The organism is Leifsonia sp. NCR5 (assembly GCF_002105485.1).
GTDB lineage: Bacteria > Actinomycetota > Actinomycetes > Actinomycetales > Microbacteriaceae > Leifsonia.
In genome coordinates this window covers 1-14,043 of sequence record NZ_NCSR01000033.1, presented here as the reverse complement: position 1 = coordinate 14,043, position 14,043 = coordinate 1, and the positions used below count along the sequence as shown (strand labels likewise).

The following is a 14,043-nucleotide window of genomic DNA, read 5'->3' as shown; positions in this document are numbered from 1 at the left end:
GTCTTGTGGTGGACGGCGGGTGGGTCGAAACGATTCGATCGCGCCGGGGTGGATGCGGACGGTGGATGCGGGTGGCGGGCGGACGCCGCGGGGCTCAGTGGCCCAGGGGTCTCGCGTACCTGTCGTAGTTCTCGACGGGATCGAGCGCGTGCTGGATGACCATGATCGCCGCCCCGATCACGCCGCCGGTCTCCCCGGAGCGCGACTGCGTGATGGTGAGGTATTGCGTCGCCAGCGGGGTGGACCGCTGGTAGACGACCTCGCGGATCCCGGCGAGCAGCTGCTCGCCGACCCGGGAGAGGCTGCCGCCCACGATGACGAGCGAAGGGTTGAGGAGGTTCACCGAGGTCGCGATGACCTCGCCGAGGTCTCGACCGGCCTGGCGGATCGTCTGCTGCACCGTCACGTTGCCGGTGCGGGCGAGCTCGACGACGTCGTCGCTGGTGCGCGCCGGGATGCCGAGCGCCGTCAGTGTGCGCGCGATGGCCGGACCGGATGCGAGGGCCTCGAGGTCCGCATCCTGAGCGCCGTGGCTGGGGGTGTCTGCACCGAACGGCACGCGCACGTGGCCGAGGTCTCCCGCGGAGCCCTGCGCACCGCGCTGCAGCCGGCGGCCGTTGATGATGCCGGCGCCGATGCCGGTCGCCACCTTGACGAAGAGGAGGTCGGACTGCTCCGGCCAGACGAGGGCGTGCTCGCCGAGCGCGAGCAGGTTCACGTCGTTGTCGACGAGCACCGGCACGTCGAAGGTGCGGCCGACGTATCCGGGGATGTCGAAGCGGTCCCAGCCCGGCATGATGGGCGGGTTCACCGGCTGGCCGGTCGAGTGCTCGACGGGGCCGGGGACGCCGATCCCGATGCCGATGAGGTCGCTGAGCGGTCGGCCGGAGGCGGCGAACAGCTCGTGGGCGACGCCGAGCGCCCAGTCCAGGATCGGCTCCGGCCCGTCAGTGATCAGGATGCGCTTCGACTCCCTGGTCAGGATGTTGCCCGCCAGGTCGGCGAGCGCGACCACACCGTGGGTGGCGCCGAGGTCGATGGCGATGACGATGCGCGACTCCGGGTTGAACCGCACCCGGGCGGGAGGACGGCCGCCGGTCGAGACGTCGTCTCCGGCCGGTGCGACGAGTCCGGATGCGGTCAGGCTGTCGATCCGCACCGCAATGGTCGAGCGTGCGAGCCCGGTCAGCTCGGCCAGCTGCGCGCGCGTGCGGGGGACGCCGTCGCGCAGGATCGCCAGCAGGCCGGCGGCGTCCGGGGCGACGAGCGGCTGCTCACGCACGCTGTCGGTCATGAGGCTTATTGAACCACACCGTCCCCGGACGGAACAAAGTCTGTTTTCCTTCATGTGACTTTTGATTGACATTCGGCAGAAGTCTCGTTTGAATGGGAACGTCGCCATCAGGCGCGCCCTCAATCCACTCGACGAGGAGAAACGTGTCGAAGTCCAACCTGTCCGTGCAGCTCTACACCGTTCGGGAGCTCCTGACCGACGACACCGTCGGCACCCTCAAGCGCATCGCAGACCTCGGGTTCACCCAGGTCGAGCCGTTCGCCTTCCTCTCCTTCGGAGACGACCTCCGCCGTGGCCTCGAGGAGGCCGGCCTGTCGGCGCCCACCACCCACCAGGGCTTCATCGGCGGCGACCTCGAGCCCGTCTTCGAGGCGGCCAAGGCGCTCGGCATCGAGACCGTGATCGACCCGTACGTGGCTCCCGAGCGCTGGCAGACGGCGGAGAGCGTCGACGAGATCGCCGCTCAGCTCAACGAGGCGGCAGAGGTCGCCGCCCGCTACGGCGTCCGCGTCGGCTACCACAACCACGCGCACGAGCTCGAGAGCACCATCGACGGCGTCACGGCCCTCGAATACTTCGCGGGCAAGCTCGCCCCCGAGGTCGTCCTCGAGGTCGACACGTACTGGGTGGCCGTCGGCGGGCACGACCCCGTCGAGCTGCTCGGCGAGCTCGGCGACCGCGTCGTCGCTCTGCACATCAAGGACGGCCCAGGCACCACGGAGACCAAGGACCAGGTGGCCGTCGGCCAGGGTTCGCTGCCGATCGAGCAGATCATCGCCGCAGCGCCCGCCGCCCTCCGCGTGATCGAGCTGGACGACTCCCGCGGCGACCGTTTCGAAGCCGTCGCAGACAGCTTCGCGTTCCTCACCTCGAAGGGTCTCGCATGAGCGCGGGGAAGGTCGGCGTCGGCGTGATCGGTGCCGGTGTGATCAGCACCGAATACCTCACCAACCTCACCAGCTTCCCCGACCTGGATGTGCGGTTCGTCGCCGACATCGACGAGGCGCGGGCCAAGGCGCAGGCCGAGAAGTTCGGCATCGCAGGCTCCGGCTCCGTCGCCGACCTGCTCGCCGACGACGACATCGAGATCGTCGTCAACCTCACGCTGCCCAAGGTGCACGTCGAGGTGGCGCTGCAGATCCTGGATGCCGGCAAGCACGTCTGGAGCGAGAAGCCGTTCGCGCTCGACCGCGTCAGCGGCACCGCGCTGCTGGCTGCCGCGCACGAGAAGGGGCTGCGCGTCGCGACGGCGCCGGACACCTTCCTCGGCGCGGGCATCCAGTCGGCCCGCCGCCTGGTGGAGAACGGCACGATCGGGGCGCCGCTCACCGCGCTGACCCTGATGCAGAGCCCCGGCCCTGAGTCGTGGCACCCGAACCCGGACTTTCTGTTCCAGGAGGGTGCCGGTCCGCTGTTCGACATCGGCCCGTACTACCTCACCGCCCTGGTTCAGCTCTTCGGTCCCGTCGCGCGCGTGAGCGCCGTCGCGTCGAAGGCCAAGGAGTCCCGCGTGATCGGGTCCGGCCCGCGCGCAGGCGAGGAGTTCGCGGTCACCGTTCCCACGCACGTCAGCGCCCTCTACGAGTTCGAGAGCGGCCAGACGGCGCAGAGCATCTTCAGCTTCGACTCCAAGCTCGGCCGCACGCAGTTCGAGGTCGCCGGGGTCGAGGGCACGCTCGTCGTCCCTGACCCGAACACCTTCCAGGGCGACCTGATCGTCCACGGCGCCGACGGCATCGAGACGCTGCCGGCCACCGGTTCGACCTCGAGCAGGGGAACGGGCGTGGTCGAGCTGGCCCGCGCGATCCGCGCGGGGGTGCCGGAGCGCGCATCCGGAGAGCAGGCGTACCACGTGCTCGACGTCATGGTCTCGACCATCGAGGCCGGCCTGGCCGGAGCGCCGGTCGACGTGCAGAGCACCGTGCAGGTCGCCCCCGCGCTGCCGGGGGACTGGGACCCGCGCGCTGCCACCCTCGGTCAGGCGGCTGAATGACGGACACGGCGGCAGGGCCGCGGCTGAAGGTCGCGATCGTCGGCGGCGGGTTCATGGCGGAGGTCCACTCTCGCGCCGCCCGCAACGCGCGAGCGGAGCTGGCGGGCATCGTGTCGTCGACGCCGCAGAAGTCGGCGGTGGCGGCTGAGACGCTCGGCATCGAGCGCGCATACGACTCGCTCGACCAGGTGCTCGCCGACGACACGATCGACGTCGTGCACGTCTGCACGCCGAACGCGCTGCACACCGAGCAGGCGGCGGCCGTGCTCGCTGCGGGCAAGCACGTGGTCTGCGAGAAGCCGCTCACCACGACGGTTCCGGATGCGGAGGCGCTCGTCGCCGCCGTCGGCGACCGCACTGCGACGGTGCCGTTCGCGTACCGGTTCCACCCGATGGTGCGCGAGGCGCGCGACCGGTTCGCCTCCGGCGCCGCCGGCCGTGTGCTCACCGTGAACGCCTCGTACCTGCAGGACTGGCTGCTCGGCGCCGACGACGACAACTGGCGCGTCGACTCGGCGGCGGGCGGCCGTTCCCGCGCCTTCGCCGACATCGGCTCGCACCTGGTCGACCTCGTCGAATTCGTCAGCGGAGACAGGGTGTCCAAGGTGTCCGCCACGAAGAAGACCTTCTTCACCGAACGCGCGTCGCACTCGTCGATCACCACCGAGGATGCGGTGGCCGTCGTCATCGAGACGCGGTCCGGCGGCCTCGGCACGCTGCTGGTGTCGCAGGTGGCGCCGGGCAGGAAGAACAGGCTCCTCCTCGAGATCGCGGGCAGCGCGGAGAGCGTCGCCTTCGATCAGGAGCAGCCGGAGACGCTGTGGATCGGCAAGCGGAAGGGCAGCATGCTCGTCCCGCGCGACGCCGACCAGCTGAGCGCAGACGCCGCGCGGCTGTGTGTCGTGCCGTCCGGGCATCCCCAGGGATACCAGGATGCGTTCAACGGGTTCGTCGCGGACACGTACGCGGCCATCGGCGGGGCGGACCCCGACGGCCTGCCGCGGTTCGCCGACGGGCTGAGGGCCGTGCGGGTCACGGAGGCGGTGCTCGACTCCGCGGAGTCCGGCACCTGGATCGAGATGGGAACAGAAGAATGACAGACAGCGCGAACGCCGGCGAGTACGCCAGCACGCACCCGGTGACGCTGTTCACCGGCCAGTGGGCCGACCTCACCCTCGAAGAGGTCGCCAGGTACGCGAGCGAGTGGGGATACGACGGGCTCGAGATCGCCTGCTCCGGTGAGCACCTCGACGTGTGGCGTGCGGCGGAGGACGACGACTACCTGCAGGGCAGGCTCGACATCCTCGACAAGTACGGCCTCAAGGTCTGGGCCATCTCCAACCACCTCAAGGGCCAGGCGGTCTGCGACGACCCGATCGACTTCCGCCACCAGGCGATCGTCGGCTCGAAGGTGTGGGGCGACGGCGACCCCGAGGGCGTCCGCCAGCGTGCGGCGGAGGAATTGAAGCTCACCGCCAAGGTCGCGCGCAGGCTCGGCGTCGATACGGTCGTCGGCTTCACCGGCTCCAAGATCTGGCCATACGTCGCCCAGTTCCCGCCGGTGCCCGCCGCGGTGATCGACGCCGGGTACCAGGACTTCGCCGACCGGTGGAACCCCATCCTGGATGTGTTCGACGGGGAGGGCGTGCGCTTCGCCCACGAGGTGCACCCGTCCGAGATCGCCTACGACTACTGGTCGAGCGTCCGCTCGCTGGAGGCCATCGAGCACCGTGAGGCGTTCGGCTTCAACTGGGACCCGAGCCACATGATGTGGCAGGACATCGACCCGGTCGGCTTCATCGTCGACTTCAAGGACCGCATCTACCACGTGGACTGCAAGGACACGCGGCTGCGCCCGAAGAACGGTCGCGCCGGCGTGCTCGGCTCCCACCTGCCGTGGGGAGACCCGCGCCGCGGCTGGGACTTCGTCTCGACCGGCCACGGGGACGTGCCGTGGGAGGACTCCTTCCGCGCGCTCACGTCCATCGGATACACCGGCCCCATCTCGATCGAGTGGGAGGACGCGGGGATGGACAGGCTGCACGGCGCGAAAGAGGCCGTCGGCTACATCCGCTCCCTGCTCTGGAAGCAGCCGACCGCGTCGTTCGACGCCGCGTTCAGCAACCAGGACTGACCCCGTCTCAGCTCCATCCCACCGGCCGTCGGCGCGCAAGCGTCGGCGGCCGGTGCTTGGATGGGGTCATGGTCGACAGTCGAGAAAACGCCAGAACCCCTATGACCGAGACCACGGTCAGAGGAGAGGACTGGTACGGCCGCGACCTCGACGGCGCCGAGTTCGAGCGGGTCGAGTTCATCGACGTGGACATGACGGAGCTGACCAGCTCCGGCGCCGTATTCACCGAGTGCACCTTCCTCAACGTCAAGTTCAACGTGAGCAGCCACACCGAGTCCGCGTTCGTGAACTGCACCTTCACGCGCTGCAACTTCTTCGACACCACCTTCACCAGGTGCAAGCTCACCGGCAGCCAGTTCGACGGCTGCGAGTTCGGCATCCTGAAGGTGGACGGCGGCAACTGGTCGTTCGTCAGCCTGCAGAAGGCCGAGCTGCGCGGTGCGGACTTCACCGGTGTGCGCCTGCGCGAGGCCGACCTCGGCTACGCCCGCTGCGTGGACGCCACCTTCGCGGGCTGTGACCTCTCCGCCGCGTGGTCGGAGGGAGCCGACTTCAGCGGCGCGACGCTGCGGGGAAGCGACCTCACCGGCCTCGACCCGCGCACCACGACCCTCCGCGGCGCGATCGTGGACGACCGCCAGGCCGTCGCCCTCGTGGAAGCGCTCGGCCTGGTGGTCCTGCCGTCCTGATCGTCAGGCGACCTCTTTCACCTGCCCGTGCTTGATGTGCAGCCGGCGCTGCGCCCGCTTGGCCACCGCAGAGTCGTGGGTGACGATCACCAGCGTCAGGCCGCGGTCGCGCCAGAGCCCTTCGAGGAGGTCCATGATCTCGTCGCGGGTCTCCTCGTCCAGGTTGCCCGTCGGCTCGTCGGCGAGGAGAACCCCGGGGTTCTTCACCAGGGCGCGCGCGATGGCGACGCGCTGCTGCTGACCACCGGACAGCTCGGACGGCAGGTGGCTGCCGCGGTCGGCGAGCCCCACCGACGCGAGTGCCTCTGCGGCCCGGCGCTTCCTCTCCTCTGCGCTCACCTTGAGGGGAGCGAGAGCGGTCTCGACGTTCTCCTGCGCCGTCAGCGTCGGGATGAGGTTGAAGCCCTGGAAGACGAACCCGATCTCCGTGGCACGGATGGCGGTGAGCTTGCCGTCGCCGAGACCGGAGAGGCTCGCCTTCTCCAGCTCGACCGATCCGGTGGTCGGCCGGTCGAGGGCGCCGAGCATCTGCAGCAGGGTCGATTTGCCCCCGCCGGTCGGTCCCTGGATCGCGACGAGCTGCCCATCCGGGATGTGCAGGGTCACGTCGTTGAGGGCGACCACCTCGCGCTTGGACTGCGAGTACTTCTTGGTGACGTTCGTGAGTGTGTACACGTTCTCTCCTCTGGATGGCTCAGGCGACGGAGCGGAGGGCGGCCGCTGGACGGAGACGGGATGCGCGCCAGCCGCCGATGGCTCCGGCGAGCAGGCCGCCGATGACGGCGAGACCCACGGCGATGACGATCACCCAGACGGTGACCGGGGCGTGCAGGGCGATATCCGTTGTCGCGTTGGCAGCGGCCGTGCGGGCGCCGGCGAAAGCGCCGCCTCCGCCGAAGCCGCCCCCGCCGAAGTCGCTCCCCGTGCCACCGGTCCTCGCGCCTTCGCCGGTCCTGGCGGCCGCCTCGACGGCGGTGCTGCCGACCCGGCCGGACAGGGTGGGCGAGACGATGTTGACGATGAGGACGCCGATCAGGCCGACGGCCACGCCGATCACACCGCCGATCAGGCCCTGCACCACGGACTCGCCCGCCACCTGGCCGACGATGCGGCCGTTGGACCAGCCGATGGCCTTGAGGGTGCCGAACTCACGGGTGCGGCGCGTGACGCCGGAGATCGTGAAGAGGATCGCGATGAGGAAGGCAGCGGCGAGCACGATGATCGACAGCCAGGTTCCGAGGTTGGCGATCAGGTCGCCCGCTGTTCCGAGCGAGCCGGAGACACTGGATGCGAGATCCGCCTGGGTGCTGACGGTCGCCTTCGGGAGCGCCGCGCTCAGGTCCGTCTTGATCTGGCCGATGTCGCTGGCCGACGACGCCGTCACGTAGACGGAGCTGATCTTGCCGGTCTGGCCGGACAGTTTCTGGGCGACGTCGAGCGGGATGTATGCGTTGGCCGCCGTGGTCGAGTCGCTGCCCGTGGCGGCGACGATGCCGACGACCTTGAAGTCCGTGCCGCCGATGGTCACGGTGTCTCCGACCGCCTTGCTGCCGGTCTTGGCGTACGCCTGGTCGAGCACGACCACGTCCTTGCCGGCGTCGGACGCCGTGAACGCGCGCCCGCTGGACAGCGTCACCGAGGAGAGCGGGCCGACCGACTTGCCTGCCGGGTCGAGTCCGAGCACGGAGAAGGAGTCGACGCTGAACGAGCTTCCGCCCGCTCCGTCTGCGCCGCCGGTCGGTGCGGGACTCGGAACGGCCGCTCCTCCGCCGGTGCCGCCGGCCTGCCGCTCCTCGCGCAGCTGCTGGAAGTTGGGGAGCGTGCCGGAGAAGCTCGTGTTGGTGAGCGAGAGCACCGCGGCAGCGGCCGACACGTTCTGGACCTTCTTGACCGTCGTCAGCGTTGTCGCATCCATCACCGTGGCGCCGCGGGTGGGTTCGAGGCGGGAGGTGTTCACCGTGCGGCCTGCTCCGGTGTCGGTTCCCGCGCCCGCGCCGAAGTCGAACCGCGGTCCTCCGCCCTGCGCCTGGCCGGTGGTGGCGTTCTGCGCGGTGGCCGGCTCGCTGACGGTGATGTCCGTGCCCACGCCGTAGACGGACTGGAGCACGCTCGCCTGCGCGGCCTTCACCCCGGCGGAGACGGAATTGACGATGATGACGAGCGCGATCGCGAGGGCCATGCCGACCGCGATGATCACTGTCTGTTTGCGGCGATTGATGAGCTCGCGCCGCAGATAAGTCCCGAACATTGTGCTTCCGTCTCTCTCGGGGTGGTCAAGGGGGCGATCTGGACGTTAGGAGCGTGGAATTGGGCACGGCTATGCCGTGGCTATGGTTTGGCTGTGGGCCGCTTCCGCCCCTCACAGATTTCCCATAGCTTTCGCATAGCCGACATCAAGAGCGCTCCTCATAATGGGAAAGGTGACCATGAACTCGCGTGCCGCCTCCGGCACCACCAGCCAGCCAAGAAGCCTCCTGCGCCGCGCGGACGGCAGCGCGATCCGCGTGCTCGTCGTCGACGACGAGGCCACGCTGACGGACTTGCTCTCGATGGCCCTGCACTACGAGGACTGGGACGTGAAGACCGCATCCAACGGCCAGCAGGCGCTGCAGCTCTCGCGCGAGTTCAAGCCGGACGTCGTCGTGCTCGACATCATGCTCCCCGACATCGACGGACTGCAGGTGCTGTCCAGGATGCGCGCGGACGGCAACGAGGCTCCCGTCCTCTTCCTCACCGCGAAGGACTCGCTGGACGACCGCATCGCCGGGCTCACCGCCGGGGGAGACGACTACGTCACCAAGCCGTTCAGCCTCGAAGAGCTGGTCGCCCGCCTGCGCGGCCTGCTGCGCCGCTCGCGCGCCGCCGTCGCCGACGAGAACGACCCCGTGCTGATCGTCGGCGACCTCGTCCTCGACGAGGACAGCTACGAGGTGCACCGCGACGGCCAGCAGATCCAGCTGACCGCCACCGAGTTCGAGCTGCTGCGGTTCCTGATGCGCAACCCGCGCCGTGTGCTCAGCAAGACCCAGATCCTGGACCGCGTGTGGAGTTACGACTTCGGCGGGTCGTCCAGCGTTGTCGAGCTCTACATCTCCTACCTGCGCAAGAAGATCGACTCCGGCAGGGCGCCGATGATCCACACGGTGCGCGGCGCCGGCTACATGGTCAAGGCGGCGCAATGACGTCAGCCCGCGCGACGGGCACACCGACAGAGTCCGGCGGGCGGTCGCTCTTCTCGCGCATCCGGCCGTTCCGTTCCTGGACCATCCGCAGCCGCGTCGTCCTGGTGGTCGTCGCGATGCTCGCCGTGCTCGGCGCGGTGATCGGCACGATCAGCGTCGTCGCTCTGCAGAGCTACCTGATGACCAGGCTCGACGGGCAGCTGACCAGCGCGGTCGCACGCGGCCAGAGCGCGGCGGACCGGGCGTACGGCCCGGCGCCGACCGGCCCGGATGCGACGCGGATCGTGAACACCCCCGGCCAGCCGGTCGGGACGTTCGGCGTGGTGCGCAGCGGCAGCATGCTGCTCTACCCGGCCATCCTCGGCACCCGCCCATCCGGATCGTCGACCGATCCGGCAGCGCCGCAGGTGGTCACCATCGCGACGAGGGACCTCATCTCGATGCCGGCGGACGGCAAGCCGCGCACGGTCGACCTCGGCTCGTCGCTCGGCGAGTATCGGGTGGCCGGCGCCGAGCTCATCAACGGCGACAGCGTCATCATCGGCCTCCCGCTCAGCGAGGTGAACGCTACGGTGTCGCAGCTCACCCTGGTGATCGCGCTGGTCACGCTCGCCGGACTGATCTTCGCGTTCCTGATCGCGAGCTTCGTCGTGCGGCTGGCGATGCGCCCGCTCGCGCGCGTGGCGGGCACCGCCCAGCAGGTGGCGGAGATGCCGCTCGACCGCGGCGACGTCGCCCTGTCCGTGCGCGTCCCGGAGGCGGACACCGACCCGCACACCGAGGTCGGCACCGTGGGATCCGCCCTCAACCGGATGCTCGGCCACGTCGCCTCCGCGCTGACCGCCCGCCAGGCGAGCGAGCAGAAGGTGCGGCAGTTCGTCGCGGACGCCAGCCACGAGCTGCGCACGCCGCTCGCCTCCATCCGGGGCTACGCGGAGCTGACCAGGCGCTCGCCGCACGAGCTGCCCGCCGACGTCACCCGGTCGCTCGGCCGGATCGAGTCGGAGGCCACCAGGATGACCTCGCTGGTCGAGGACCTGCTGCTGCTCGCCAGGCTCGACGAGGGTCGCGAGCTCGACCGCGATCCGGTGGACCTCTCCATGCTGCTGATCGACGCGCTGAGCGACGCGCACGCCGCCGGGCCGGACCACACCTGGTCGATCGTCCTGCCGGACGAGCCCGTCGAAGTGATCGGCGACCAGCCGCGCCTGCACCAGGTGGTCACGAACCTGCTGGCGAACGCGCGCGTCCACACGCCGGAGGGCACGAAGGTCGTCGCCGAGCTCGCCGTCGACGAGGCGGCAGACCGCGCGATCATCTCCATCGCGGACGACGGCCCCGGCATCCCGGACGAACTGCGGTCGACCCTGTTCGAGCGGTTCGCCCGCGGAGACAGCTCCCGCAACCGGGCCACGGGCTCCACCGGTCTCGGTCTCGCCATCGTGAGCGCGGTGGTGGATGCGCACGGCGGCGAACTGGCCGTGCGGAGCGAGCCGGGGGAGACCGTCTTCTCCGTCTCGCTGCCGCTCGCGCATCCGGCCGGCGAGGAGACACCGTGACCCCGGGCATCCTGGCCACCGCTACCTACGGCCGGGTGGATGCGCCACCGCTGCTGTTCATTCGCGCCCTCCCCGCCGAGGTGGACAACCCCCGCGGCGTCGACCGCATCATGGAGCGCCTGATCCTGCGCGGTCCCGCCGGCGTCAGCCGTGTCCACGCGGTCGGGCGACCCGCGTACCTGCCCACCGACTTCGACATGCCCGAGATCGCCGACATCTACGCCCGCTATCTGCGCGAGCACTTCGACCGCCCCGTCGCGCTGATGGGCCTGTCGACGGGGGCGAGCGTCGCGCTGCAGCTCGCCGCCGACCACCCGGCGCTCGTGAAATCGCTCGTCGTCGCCGCAGGCTCCGGACGGCTCAGCGCGCGCGGCAGGGCCATCCAGCGCCGCTACGTCTCGCTGCTCACGGCCGCCGACCGGCGCGCGTACGCCGAGCTGGCCAGCGCCACCATGAACTCGAGACACTTCGACGGGGTGGTCAGGCTCGCCAGCAGGATCGCGCCCAAGCCGGACGACCCGGAGAGCCTGATCGCGCTCGTCCGCGCCGAAGACCGCTACGACATGCTCGGCCGGGCGGACCGCATCACCGCTCCCACGCTCATCCTCTCCGGTGAGCGCGACGTGTTCTACCCGCCGACGCTCGGACGGGAGACCGCGGAGCGCATCAGGCGCGCCAGCCAGATCGTCTACCGTGGCCGTGCGCACGGCGGGGTGCCGCTGCACCCGCACTTCGCGCGAGACATCGCCGGATTCCTCAGCGCGCACGCGTGAGCGGCGGCTTCGCCGGCCGGATTTGCGCGAGCACCGCGCATCCCGTACGCTGTACGAAGCCAAAGACCGCTGGTTGTCGTGCTCGCACGACGAGAAGTTCCACTCAGGTGGGCGCCCGCGCAGGTGTATGAAGCAGTTCTCGCAGGTTATCCTGCGTCGCCAGCTCCGTGCCTCTGCGCCGGAGCTTTTTTCATGCCGGCGGTCTGGGCGCACATCGCTCCCGCGGTGTGCGACGTAGATATAGAGGAGTAGGCCATGGCGAACAAGGAAGCCACGGTTGCCGAACTCGAGAACCTGTTCACGAGCTCGACCGCCGTTCTGCTGACCGAGTACCGCGGTCTCACTGTTGCTCAGCTCAAGACGCTGCGCAAGTCCATCAGTGAGCACGCGACGTACGCCGTGGTGAAGAACACGCTGACCAAGATCGCTGCCAACAAGGCCGGGATCTCGTCGTTCGATGAGGAGCTCGTTGGCCCCTCCGCGATCGCTTTCGTCCACGGTGACCCTGTCGCCGTCGCGAAGTCGCTGCGTGACTTCACCAAGGCAAACCCTCTCCTGGTGGTCAAGGGCGGTTACTTCGACGGTAACCCGCTGACCGCAGAAGAGGTAGGCAAGCTCGCCGACCTCGAGTCCCGTGAGGTTCTGCTGGCCAAGCTGGCCGGCGCCTTCAAGGCCTCGCTGTTCGGAGCCGCATATCTGTTCAACGCACCGCTGTCGCAGGCCGTTCGCACGGTCGACGCGCTGCGTGAGAAGCAGGAGTCCGCTGCGTAATCCATCCCCCGGGATGCGTTACCAGCGGTGAGTACACGAGAAAAATCTAAGGAGAAAATCATGGCAAAGCTGTCGACTGACGAGCTGCTCGAGGCGTTCAAGGAGCTCACCCTGATCGAGCTCAGCGAGTTCGTGAAGAAGTTCGAGGAGACCTTCGAGGTCACCGCCGCCGCCCCCGTCGCCGTTGCTGCGGCCGGTGCAGGCGCTGCCGCTCCCGCGGAAGAGGTCGAGGAGAAGGACTCCTTCGACGTCGTCCTCGAGGCTGCCGGTGACAAGAAGATCCAGGTCATCAAGGAGGTGCGCGCCCTCACCAGCCTCGGCCTCGGTGAGGCGAAGGCCCTCGTTGACGGCGCTCCGAGCACCGTGCTCGAAGGCGCCAACAAGGAGACCGCAGACAAGGCAAAGGCACAGCTCGAAGAGGCTGGCGCCACCATCACCCTCAAGTAGTCGGCGCCCCATCGGGGCTCTTTCTACCGCAGGCTGACTGCCGTAACGCGACGCGGACTCCTCGCAAGACGAGTATCCGCGTTGTGAAGGGCGTCGCCCCCGCAACGGGGCGACGCCCTTCGTGCGTTTAACGACGCCGATCGACGTGGATGCTCGACCACCCACCGCGTCCGATCGCGCCTGCTTGCGTGCATCGGTGTGCAAGGACGCACAACCGTAAGGAAGACCCACGATGAACCGATCCAGGTGGCGTGCATACGCCGCATACTGGCGCGACCTGACCGTCGCAACCCTGTCGGGTGAGACGAGGGAGAGCTCAGCTCACCCGCCGGATCTCTACCGCAGCACCGCTCTGTACGAGCGGTTCCTGCGGTAGCCCCCGACCCCATGAGAACGCCCCCGGTTCCTGTGTCCATCGCAGGTGGCCGGGGGCGTTTCCCTTTTCTCGGTAGACCTTCTCTCTAGACTGCTGGCATGACCGAGCATCCGGATGTGATCGCCACCAGGAACGCGTACGACACGGTCGCCGTCGACTACGCGGCGCTGCTGCGGGACGAGCTGGCGGGGAAGACGCTCGACCGGGCGATGCTGGCCGCGTTCGCGGAGCACGTCGTGGCGGACGGCGGGGGAGAGGTGGCCGACCTGGGCTGCGGTCCTGGACGGGTGACGGTGCACCTTGCCGGGCTCGGGCTCGACGCGTTCGGCATCGACCTGTCTCCCGCGATGGTCGAGGTCGCCAGGGAGAGCTATCCGGAGCTCCTGTTCGAGGTGGGCACGATGGCGGCGCTCGACCTCCCGGATGCTGCGCTCGCCGGTGCGGTCGCCTGGTACTCGATCATCCACACGCCGCCCGAGCGGCAGCACATCCTGTTCGCGGAGTTCGCCAGGGTGGTGCGGCCCGGCGGGTGGCTGCTGCTGGCGTTCCAGGTGGGCGACGATGTCGTCGCCCTGCGGCATGCGTACGGCCACGACCTGGAACTGGATGCGTACCGCCAGTCGCCCGACCGCATCCGGAACCTGCTGACCGACGCGGGCTTCACCGAGCACACCCGCCTCGTGCGCGCCCCCGAGCATCCCGAGAAGGTGCCCCAGGCCTACCTGCTGGCCCGCCGCTGACGACGAGATGCCGGTAAGTGCTGCGCATCCCGGGCGTTTCGCGACAGTTACTGGTACCTCGGCGACTCGGGGGTGGGGATGGGGC

General features: G+C 69.3%; 15 protein-coding genes. 12 read left to right on the top strand and 3 right to left on the bottom strand.

Annotation, left to right across the window (positions count from 1 at the left end; all coding sequences use genetic code 11):
• Positions 1–94: 94 nt before the first annotated feature.
• The gene (locus tag B7438_RS18695; RefSeq protein WP_085371193.1) at positions 95–1,294 is read right to left on the bottom strand and encodes an ROK family transcriptional regulator; all 1,200 of its coding nucleotides are present in this window, start codon (positions 1,292–1,294) and stop codon (positions 95–97) included.
• Between the two features lie 143 nt (positions 1,295–1,437).
• Between B7438_RS18695 and B7438_RS18690 the strand changes: the two genes are divergently transcribed.
• From B7438_RS18690 to B7438_RS18670, 5 genes are all read left to right on the top strand, one after another.
• The gene (locus tag B7438_RS18690; RefSeq protein ID WP_256922129.1) at positions 1,438–2,181 is read left to right on the top strand and encodes a sugar phosphate isomerase/epimerase; all 744 of its coding nucleotides are present in this window, start codon (positions 1,438–1,440) and stop codon (positions 2,179–2,181) included.
• Complete coding sequence (locus B7438_RS18685; protein ID WP_085371192.1) at positions 2,178–3,287, top strand: Gfo/Idh/MocA family protein; 1,110 nt, start codon at positions 2,178–2,180, stop codon at positions 3,285–3,287. The genes B7438_RS18690 and B7438_RS18685 overlap by 4 nt, the downstream gene beginning before the upstream one ends.
• Positions 3,284–4,384, top strand: coding sequence for a Gfo/Idh/MocA family protein (locus B7438_RS18680; protein WP_085371191.1), 1,101 nt, complete (start codon positions 3,284–3,286; stop codon positions 4,382–4,384). Before B7438_RS18685 ends, B7438_RS18680 begins: the two co-directional genes overlap by 4 nt.
• Positions 4,381–5,421, top strand: coding sequence for a sugar phosphate isomerase/epimerase (locus B7438_RS18675; RefSeq protein ID WP_085371190.1), 1,041 nt, complete (start codon positions 4,381–4,383; stop codon positions 5,419–5,421). The genes B7438_RS18680 and B7438_RS18675 overlap by 4 nt, the downstream gene beginning before the upstream one ends.
• Positions 5,422–5,522: 101 nt before the next feature.
• Complete coding sequence (locus B7438_RS18670) at positions 5,523–6,110, top strand: pentapeptide repeat-containing protein (RefSeq protein ID WP_085371189.1); 588 nt, start codon at positions 5,523–5,525, stop codon at positions 6,108–6,110.
• Positions 6,111–6,113: 3 nt separating this feature from the next.
• Here B7438_RS18670 and B7438_RS18665 read toward each other — a convergent pair whose 3' ends face one another.
• Positions 6,114–6,785, bottom strand: coding sequence for an ABC transporter ATP-binding protein (locus B7438_RS18665; RefSeq protein ID WP_085371188.1), 672 nt, complete (start codon positions 6,783–6,785; stop codon positions 6,114–6,116).
• 19 nt (positions 6,786–6,804) lie between these two features.
• Positions 6,805–8,358, bottom strand: coding sequence for an ABC transporter permease (locus B7438_RS18660; protein WP_085371187.1), 1,554 nt, complete (start codon positions 8,356–8,358; stop codon positions 6,805–6,807).
• Between the two features lie 178 nt (positions 8,359–8,536).
• Between B7438_RS18660 and B7438_RS18655 the strand changes: the two genes are divergently transcribed.
• The 7 genes from B7438_RS18655 to B7438_RS18630 all read left to right on the top strand — a co-directional run bounded on the left by B7438_RS18655 (position 8,537) and on the right by B7438_RS18630 (position 13,958).
• Positions 8,537–9,292: a response regulator transcription factor gene (locus B7438_RS18655; RefSeq protein ID WP_179150878.1), complete on the top strand. Its 756-nt coding sequence runs from the start codon at positions 8,537–8,539 to the stop codon at positions 9,290–9,292.
• Positions 9,289–10,851: a cell wall metabolism sensor histidine kinase WalK gene (locus B7438_RS18650; protein WP_085371186.1), complete on the top strand. Its 1,563-nt coding sequence runs from the start codon at positions 9,289–9,291 to the stop codon at positions 10,849–10,851. Before B7438_RS18655 ends, B7438_RS18650 begins: the two co-directional genes overlap by 4 nt.
• Positions 10,848–11,624: an alpha/beta fold hydrolase gene (locus B7438_RS18645; RefSeq protein WP_085371185.1), complete on the top strand. Its 777-nt coding sequence runs from the start codon at positions 10,848–10,850 to the stop codon at positions 11,622–11,624. The genes B7438_RS18650 and B7438_RS18645 overlap by 4 nt, the downstream gene beginning before the upstream one ends.
• A gap of 255 nt (positions 11,625–11,879) precedes the next feature.
• Positions 11,880–12,395 carry a 50S ribosomal protein L10 gene (gene rplJ, locus B7438_RS18640; protein ID WP_085371184.1) on the top strand — a complete coding sequence of 172 codons (516 nt, stop codon included), beginning with the start codon at positions 11,880–11,882 and terminating at the stop codon, positions 12,393–12,395.
• Between the two features lie 60 nt (positions 12,396–12,455).
• On the top strand, positions 12,456–12,842 hold the full coding sequence (gene rplL, locus B7438_RS18635) for a 50S ribosomal protein L7/L12 (protein WP_085371183.1): 387 nt from the start codon (positions 12,456–12,458) through the stop codon (positions 12,840–12,842).
• A gap of 232 nt (positions 12,843–13,074) precedes the next feature.
• On the top strand, positions 13,075–13,218 hold the full coding sequence (locus B7438_RS20670; protein ID WP_179150873.1) for a hypothetical protein: 144 nt from the start codon (positions 13,075–13,077) through the stop codon (positions 13,216–13,218).
• Positions 13,219–13,316: 98 nt separating this feature from the next.
• Positions 13,317–13,958, top strand: a complete 642-nt coding sequence (locus B7438_RS18630; RefSeq protein WP_085371182.1) for a class I SAM-dependent methyltransferase — start codon at positions 13,317–13,319, stop codon at positions 13,956–13,958.
• Positions 13,959–14,043 lie beyond the last annotated feature (85 nt).

Excerpts from the sequence above, each read along its gene's own strand:
- B7438_RS18695 (WP_085371193.1), bottom strand. The coding sequence starts at position 1,294 with ATGACCGACAGCGTGCGTGAGCAGCCGCTCGTCGCCCCGGACGCCGCC.
- B7438_RS18685 (WP_085371192.1), top strand. The coding sequence starts at position 2,178 with ATGAGCGCGGGGAAGGTCGGCGTCGGCGTGATCGGTGCCGGTGTGATC.
- B7438_RS18680 (WP_085371191.1), top strand. The coding sequence starts at position 3,284 with ATGACGGACACGGCGGCAGGGCCGCGGCTGAAGGTCGCGATCGTCGGC.
- B7438_RS18675 (WP_085371190.1), top strand. The coding sequence starts at position 4,381 with ATGACAGACAGCGCGAACGCCGGCGAGTACGCCAGCACGCACCCGGTG.
- B7438_RS18670 (WP_085371189.1), top strand. The coding sequence starts at position 5,523 with ATGACCGAGACCACGGTCAGAGGAGAGGACTGGTACGGCCGCGACCTC.
- B7438_RS18660 (WP_085371187.1), bottom strand. The coding sequence starts at position 8,358 with ATGTTCGGGACTTATCTGCGGCGCGAGCTCATCAATCGCCGCAAACAG.
- B7438_RS18655 (WP_179150878.1), top strand. The coding sequence starts at position 8,537 with ATGAACTCGCGTGCCGCCTCCGGCACCACCAGCCAGCCAAGAAGCCTC.
- B7438_RS18650 (WP_085371186.1), top strand. The coding sequence starts at position 9,289 with ATGACGTCAGCCCGCGCGACGGGCACACCGACAGAGTCCGGCGGGCGG.
- rplJ (WP_085371184.1), top strand. The coding sequence starts at position 11,880 with ATGGCGAACAAGGAAGCCACGGTTGCCGAACTCGAGAACCTGTTCACG.
- rplL (WP_085371183.1), top strand. The coding sequence starts at position 12,456 with ATGGCAAAGCTGTCGACTGACGAGCTGCTCGAGGCGTTCAAGGAGCTC.
- B7438_RS20670 (WP_179150873.1), top strand. The coding sequence starts at position 13,075 with ATGAACCGATCCAGGTGGCGTGCATACGCCGCATACTGGCGCGACCTG.
- B7438_RS18630 (WP_085371182.1), top strand. The coding sequence starts at position 13,317 with ATGACCGAGCATCCGGATGTGATCGCCACCAGGAACGCGTACGACACG.